A 7,244-nucleotide genomic window follows, 5' to 3' on the forward strand; every position below is an offset into this window, starting at 1 on the left:
CTAGGGAGCTGCGAGAGGATAAGGCAAAGCGTAACGCGACTTTGGTTTTTGCCCGTCATTCTCGCGCAGGCGGGAATGACGAGCCGTGGGAGCGCTTGAAACCCTAGTCGCGCCGGATACCGAGGCGTTCGAGGCGCCGATACAGCGCCTGCCTTGAGAGGCCGAGCTCCGCGGCCGCCTGCGCCAGCACACCGCCATGGCGCTCGAGCGCGGTTTCAATCGTGGCGCGATCCGGTTCGTTGAAAGCAAATCCAGTGGCGGGACCGGTATTGGTGACGCGCAAGTCGAGATCGGCTTCCGACACCGTGTTCCCGCGCGCCAGCAGCGCCGCGCGCTGCATGGTATTGCGCAGTTCGCGCACGTTGCCCGGCCAGGCGTGATGCAGCAGCATGCGTTCGGCATCCGCGCTGAGGCGAACGCCGGTGGGCAGGAAGTGGCGCGCCAGCGGCAGGATGTCGCGCGGGCGTTGGGCGAGCGGCAGCAGGCGCAGCTCGATGCCGTTCAAGCGATAGAACAGGTCTTCGCGAAAGCGGCCGTCGGCGATCAGTGCCTGCAGGTTGGCGTTGGTCGCGCTGACGATGCGTACCTTCACCGTGCGCTCGCGATTGCTGCCCAGGCGCTGGAAACGACCGGTCTCCAGCACGCGCAGCAGCTTCACCTGGCCGGCGAGCGGCATCGTGCCGATCTCATCGAGGAACAGCGTGCCGCCGTCGGCGGCTTCGAACTTGCCCTCGCGTGCCTTGCCAGCGCCGGTGTAGGCGCCCGCCTCGGCGCCGAACAGTTCCGCCTCGATCAGCTCGCCCGGCAACGCGCCGCAATTGAGCGCAACGAATGGTCCGTTGCGCACCCGGGAATTGGCATGCACGATTTCCGCGTACTTTTCCTTGCCGACGCCATTCGGGCCGGTGATCAGCACCGGAATGTCGGCATGCGCGATCTGGCAGGCGAGGGCGAGCGCATTCTCGCTGGCGGTGTCGGCATAGACCACGCCGCGCAGGTCGTAATCGCGCAGCAGCGCGTCGCGGCGCTGGCGCTCGCCGGCTTCGCGCTGCGTGAGTTCGCGGCGCGTCTCGGCGAGTTCGAGCAGGTTGTTCACCGTCGCCAGCAGGCGGCGGTCATCCCACGGCTTGGCGAGGTAGTCGGCGGCGCCGGCCTTGACCAGATCGATCGCCGATTCGAGATGCGTCCAGGCCGTGAGCAGGATCACGGGCAGGTCGGGATGCTGCGCGCGGATGTCGTGGAACAAGGCCACGCCTTCGTCACCGGAGGTGGTATCGGCGTGGAAGTTCATGTCCTGGATCACCAGGTCCACGTTGTGGCGGCGCAACACCTCCAGTCCTGCCTGCGGAGATTCCGCGCGCAGCGTGTCGATCTCCTGCAGCGAGAACAGCATTTCCAGCGCGGTGGCGACAGCGGGATTGTCGTCGATGACGAGAACGGTAGGCATCTAGGGTCTGCTGACGTATCCGGAGTAAGTCGCGCCGCTCCTGAGGCGATGCGAGGCAAGGAAGAGTGAGGGCGCGTATGTCGATACGCAACCGAGCGATGACGCTGCCTCGCATCGCCTCAGGAGCGGCCCTTCGGGTTGCTCCTCAATAGCCGCCAGGCGGCGTCGCACGGCTTGACCTTGCAGGCAGCAAGGCGCAGCGCCGTGCAACACCACCTGGCGGCTATTGAGAAGCAACGCGACTTACTCCGGATACGTCAGCAGACCCTAGACAGATTAAACGCTTCTGGTCGCGATTGCCGGCGGAACCGACGCCGCACGACGTGCCGGCCAGAACACCGCGATCTGTCCGAGCAGCCACAAGGCGATGGCACCGACGGGCAGGTAGAACAGCGGCAGGCGCGGCAGTTCGTACTTCGACATCAGCATCTGGTTGATGGCGTAGGCCAGCAGCATGCCGATCACGATGCCGAGAGTGGCGAGCAGGAAGTTCTCGGTCTGGAAGTAGCGCAGGATCTGCCCGCGCGTGGCGCCGAGCGCGCGACGCACACCGATCTGCTTGGTGCGCTGTTGCACCCAGAAGCTCGCCAGGCCGACGATGCCGAGGGCGGTGACCACCAGCAGCGCGACGCACACCGCCACCAGCAGCCAGGCCATCGACTTGTCCTGGCGATAGAATTTGTGACGCATTTCCTCGAGGGGCTTGCTGTCCTTTTCGATCACGATGCGATTGTGGGTGCCTTCCCGCAGGATTTTCGTCGCCGCTTTCAGCACTTCATCGCGGCGTGAGGGATCGTCGACGCGGATCAGGAATCTGCCGCTGTCATACGGCATTCGGACGGGGAAGATCATCGAGGTCTCGTAGTTGGCGTATTCCTCCTGGGAATCCCGCACGCGTACCAGCCGCTCGATGACGCCGACGACGCGGGTCGGTTCGTTGCCCCAGCTGTAGAACACCTTTCCGACGGCGCTCTGGCCCGGGAACAATTCCTCGGCCATGTGCCTGGTGATGATCGCCGTCGGGATATTGCCCTCGCTGTTCGGTGCATTGAGCACTTCCCAATCGAGGAACTCGCCGGGTTCGAACTTGCGGCCTTCCACCAGCTTCACGCCGAGCGTGTCGAGCAAATCTTCGCCGCCCATGTAGACCGACGCGCTCAGATTCGACCTCTGCTGATCCTTCTGCAGGCGGACGCCGCTGTTCCAAGAAGAGTTGCCGAAGGTGATCTGATTGGCGGTGGTGGCTGCCTTGACGCCGGGCAGGGCGCGCAACGCGGCCAGGTCCGCTCTCGTCTGGGCGCCGGCGCTCTTGTCCTCGCCGGTGGACATGCCGGCCACGCTGAGCACGAGGAGTTCGTTTTCGGCCAGCCCGCTGGGGCGGTGCATGCGGTCCAGGCGCACGCCGATCAGGAACAGGGCATTGCAGACGATCGCGCAGCTGAGCGCGATTTCCAGCACGATCAACGCCGCGGCGGTCTTGTGGCGCAAGAGGGTGGAGAGAATCGGGCGGAGTTCCATGAGGATTCCTGATTGTTTGCTCCTCCTCCTGCGAATGCAGAAGGAGGTTGGGAGGAGGTGACGTCGGATCAAGCGAACTTTCCGGAGAGTGGGTTGCGACCCGACGTCACCCCACCCCGGCCCTCCCCTCCATTCGGAGGGAGGGAGTTATTGCGATTTCAACTGCATGGCGGGCGTGACCTGCATGGCCCGCCATGCGGGCAACAGACCCGCGAGCAGGCTGGTGGTGATCGCCAGCACGAAAGTGGTCAGCAGCATGGTGGGATCCAGATGCGCGAGTTCGGCGTACTCCGCGGGCTGCTGGCGCACCGCCCACAGGCCGAGCAACGCCAGACCGAGCCCGAGTACGCCACCGGCCAGTCCGATCGTTCCGGCTTCGACCAGGCATTGCATGAAGATGTTGCGGCGCGATGCGCCCAGCGCACGGCGCACACCGATCTCGCCGCTGCGACGCAGGAACTTCGCCAGCAGCAATCCGACGGTGTTGAGCAGGCACACCAGCAGGAAGCCGAACGCCAGCCAGGTCTGCAGGCGCACGTCGCTCGGGACGACCTTGTTGATCTCCAGCCATTCCATGACGTTGTTCAGACGCACGTTGGTCGGACGCTCGAAGCGGCCGGCGGCGCGCTGCTGATCGGAATAGTTGGCGAGATAGCGGCGATAGGCGTCGACCTTCTCGGGACTGTCCAGCTCCACCCAGTACTGCAGCCACGCGCAGGGTGCGTTGAGGGCATGGCTGCCTTCCGGATCGCTGTTGGGGGCGTCGCCCCAGCAGTTCATGTTTCCGTTCACGTTGAAATCGAGTTCGCGCGCGGTCCAGAACGGGAGGAAGATTTCCTCGATTTCGCCGTAGCGCTGCGATCCGATGACGTCGTAGAACTTCGGTGTCGGTTGCCAGTCGTCGAGGACGCCGATGACGCGGAAACCGACGTTCTGCAGATTCACGGTCTTGCCGACGCTGTTGGCGCCGCCGAACAGCTTGTCGTTGAGCGCCTTCGAAAGCACCGCCACGCGGGGGCGGGCGGCATCGTCGGTGCCGTTCCAGGCGCGGCCGTACAGGAACGGCGTTTCGAACATCGGGAAGAAATCCGCGGTGGTGAAGCGCGCGAAGGACATGAACGGCGAGACGGAGGGATTCTCGGGCACGATGCCGACCTCGCCCCCGGTCATGAACGCCTGACGATCGCCACGCTTGTCGCGCAGCAGCGTTTCGGCGTCGAAGCGGGTCAGCTGGTCCTGCGGCTCCTTGCCGGGCGTGTAGCCGTTCTTGCTTTCCGAGTCGAAGCGCGGATAGAACAGCTTGCCGCTCTTGTGCGGGAGTGGATCGGCGGCGAGGATGTAGAACACGGTCAGCGTGGTCATGCTGGCGCCGATGCCGAGGGCGATCGCCAGCACCATCAGCGCCGTGAGCATCTTGTTGCGCTTGAAGCTGCGCAGCGCGAGCTTGAAGTAGTAGCCGAGCATGGCGTGGGCCTCAGGCGTTGGCGATGGAAGCGACGGGGGCGGGGTGCGCGGCTTGCGTCAGGCTCGGCTCGGCCGAGAGATCCGTGGCCATGCCGTCGACGATGTGCACGTTGCGCTGCGCGCGCGCGGCGAGTTCCGGGTCGTGCGTCACCATGATGACGGTGGTGCCCTGCGCGTTGATCTCCTCCAGCAGTTCCATCACGCTGCGCGCCATCTGCGAATCGAGGTTGCCGGTGGGTTCGTCGGCCAGCAGCAGGCGAGGGCTGCCGGCCAGCGCGCGTGCGATTGCCGCGCGCTGTTGCTGGCCGCCGGACAGTTCGGCCGGGAAGTGCCGGGTGCGCGAGCCGAGGCCAACCAGCGCCAGCGCGTCCTCGATGCGCAGCTTGCGTTCGCTCGCCGGCATGCCGCGGTAGCGCAGCGGCACGTCGCAGTTGTCGAACAGGTTGAGATCCGGGATCAGGTTGAAGCCCTGGAAGATGAAGCCGATCTTGCGGTTGCGCAGGCGGCTGCGCGCGTCGTCGGACAGGCCGCGCACGTTCTCGCCGTCGAGGGTGAATTCGCCGCTGGTGAAGGTCTCCAGCAAACCGGCGATGTTGAGGAAGGTGGTCTTGCCCGAGCCGGACGGGCCGGTGACGGCGACGAACTCGCCTTCTTGCACGTGCAGGTTGAGCGAGCGCAGCGCGTGCGTTTCGACGAGCTCGGTGCGGTAGACCTTGGAAACGGCTTGCATGTGCAACATGGCAGGACCTTTGGGAGTGATGGGGTTGTCGGTGTTGTGCTTTCGCTCGTCATTCCCGCGAAGGCGGGAGCCCAGGAACGTTTTCGTTTTCTTTTTCGGAGAGAGAAATGAAAGCGGATCCATGGACTCCCGCCTTCGCGGGAATGACGAGGCAATCTTGGCGGCGTAGTGAAGTCGCGGTCATCAGCAAACGCGGATGAAGGCGGGCAGATCGCCACTTGGCGCATAACCGCGACGCTGCCAGTCAAACCGGCGCGCGGTCTTGGTGACGGAGTTGGCCGCTGCGATGGCTTGCGCGTCGAAACGAACCAGTTCGTGCAGACGGCGCGGCACGGCCTCGGCGAGTTCCTGCGCGGTCCAGTGCAGTTGATCGAAGGGGGAGGGGGCGGTGTTGTTGTACGTAGACATGATCATTCTCCTGAGATGCGAACACTCTCGGCATCGCCGAACAGATCGGCGCCCGAGACCACGATGCGTTGCCCGGGCTGCAACCCGGAACGGATTTCCACTGCATTCAAGCTGCTGACGCCCGGCTCGATCGGACGGCGGGTGGCGCTGCTGCCATTGACGACGTAGACATGGCGGCCGCCATCCTGTTCGAGAAACGAGCCGCGCTCGACCATCAGCACATCGCGGCGCGTATCGAGCACGACGCGCGCGGACAGGCGCTGGTTCTGCCGCAATCCAGGTGGCTGCTGCCCGTCGGCGAAGCGCAGTCGCGCATTGACTTCGCCGTTCACCACTTCGGGCGAGACCGCGGAGATTTCCGCCGGATAGGTCTTGCCCTGGCTGCTGATCTGCGCCGGGATGCCGATGCCGAGATCGCGGGCGAAGCTTTCCGGCACCTTGATCTCGACTTCGAATTTGCTCAGGTCGACCACGCTCAGCACCGGACCATTGGCGGTCACGCTGGTGCCCTGCGCGATCTGCACCTGGCCGACCTGGCCGTCGAATGGCGCGCGCAGCGTCAGCACGTCGACCTGGCGGCGTGCTTCATCCACCACCGCGCGCTGGCGATCGGCGAGCAGCTGCTTGTTGCGCGCGTCGAGGCCGGCGCCTTCGGTCTGCAGCTGGAATTCCTTCTGTGCAGCCGCCAGGCCGAGTTCGGCCTTCTTCAATTCGTCCTGCGCCTTGGCCAGTTCGTTCTGCGAGACCGCGCCGCCGGTGTAGGCACGCTGATAGCGTTCGAGATCGCGTTGCGCGGCGGTGCGGGTGATCTCGGCCTGATCGAGCGTCTTGCGCGCGTTCGAGCGCGCCAGCTGCGCGTCGAGCATGGCGCGATTGGCCTCGGCCTCCATGCCGGCGAGCGTGGATTCTTCCTGCACCAGCTTGCTGCGCAGTTCGGGGCTGTCGATCACCGCGAGCTCCTGGCCTTTGCGCACCTTGTCGCCGGCCACCACCTGCAGGGTGACCGTGCCGGCGGCGATCGCGTACAGCGTCGGGCTGTTGGCCGCGATCACGCGACCGTCGGCGGAGAGATCGCGCACCAGGTCGCCGCGCTTCACTTCGGCGATGCGCAGCCGCGAGGCGTCGAACGAACGGCCGCCCGAGGCCCATCCGGAAATCACCCAGGCCGCCAGGGCCAGGATCGCCGCCGCCGCGATTGCGCCGATGAGCCACGGCTTGCGGCGGCGCAGGGGCGAGGGCGTGCCGGTCGGGGCCTGGTCCTGGCCGGAGGTGTCGCGGATGCGGTAGCGGGTCTGGGTGTCCATGCGGTGCGGGCTCGGGGTCTTGCCCGTATTCAGAGCAATTGCCGTGCCAACTCGCAAGCGCATGATTTTGTTGTGAATTTATTCTTTCAAAAGTGTCCGCGCGGACACTTCAGGCGTCCGCCCGGACACTGTCCGCGGGCGCGAGGTTCGAACCGGGGTGTTTGAACGGGGTGTTTGAACGGGGTGTTCAAACATCGACGGGTCGAATCCATAACACTATGGCGTCCAGCTTCGGGAGTTTCGGCCTTATGTGCGGCATAGTTGGCGCGATCGCGAATCGCGATGTGGTCCCCGTCCTGATCGAAGGCCTCAAGCGCCTGGAGTATCGCGGTTACGACTCCGCCGGCATCGCCATCGTCGAGTC

6 protein-coding genes are annotated in these 7,244 nt (G+C 65.2%); all 6 read right to left on the bottom strand.

The window, feature by feature from the left end:
• Positions 1-103: 103 nt before the first annotated feature.
• The 6 genes from AC1RNP_RS16220 to AC1RNP_RS16245 all read right to left on the bottom strand — a co-directional run bounded on the left by AC1RNP_RS16220 (position 104) and on the right by AC1RNP_RS16245 (position 6,880).
• A complete protein-coding gene (locus tag AC1RNP_RS16220) occupies positions 104-1,447 on the bottom strand; it encodes a sigma-54-dependent transcriptional regulator (protein WP_493052317.1) in 1,344 nt (447 codons plus the stop codon).
• A gap of 276 nt (positions 1,448-1,723) precedes the next feature.
• The gene (locus tag AC1RNP_RS16225) at positions 1,724-2,965 is read right to left on the bottom strand and encodes an ABC transporter permease (protein WP_493052318.1); all 1,242 of its coding nucleotides are present in this window, start codon (positions 2,963-2,965) and stop codon (positions 1,724-1,726) included.
• Positions 2,966-3,112: 147 nt separating this feature from the next.
• Positions 3,113-4,429 carry an ABC transporter permease gene (locus tag AC1RNP_RS16230; RefSeq protein WP_493052319.1) on the bottom strand — a complete coding sequence of 439 codons (1,317 nt, stop codon included), beginning with the start codon at positions 4,427-4,429 and terminating at the stop codon, positions 3,113-3,115.
• 10 nt (positions 4,430-4,439) lie between these two features.
• Positions 4,440-5,168 carry an ABC transporter ATP-binding protein gene (locus AC1RNP_RS16235; protein WP_493052320.1) on the bottom strand — a complete coding sequence of 243 codons (729 nt, stop codon included), beginning with the start codon at positions 5,166-5,168 and terminating at the stop codon, positions 4,440-4,442.
• Between the two features lie 183 nt (positions 5,169-5,351).
• On the bottom strand, positions 5,352-5,576 hold the full coding sequence (locus AC1RNP_RS16240; protein WP_493052321.1) for a hypothetical protein: 225 nt from the start codon (positions 5,574-5,576) through the stop codon (positions 5,352-5,354).
• A gap of 2 nt (positions 5,577-5,578) precedes the next feature.
• Positions 5,579-6,880, bottom strand: a complete 1,302-nt coding sequence (locus AC1RNP_RS16245; RefSeq protein WP_493052322.1) for an efflux RND transporter periplasmic adaptor subunit — start codon at positions 6,878-6,880, stop codon at positions 5,579-5,581.
• Positions 6,881-7,244 lie beyond the last annotated feature (364 nt).

This window comes from Luteimonas sp. GW821-FHT14E02, assembly GCF_058803905.1.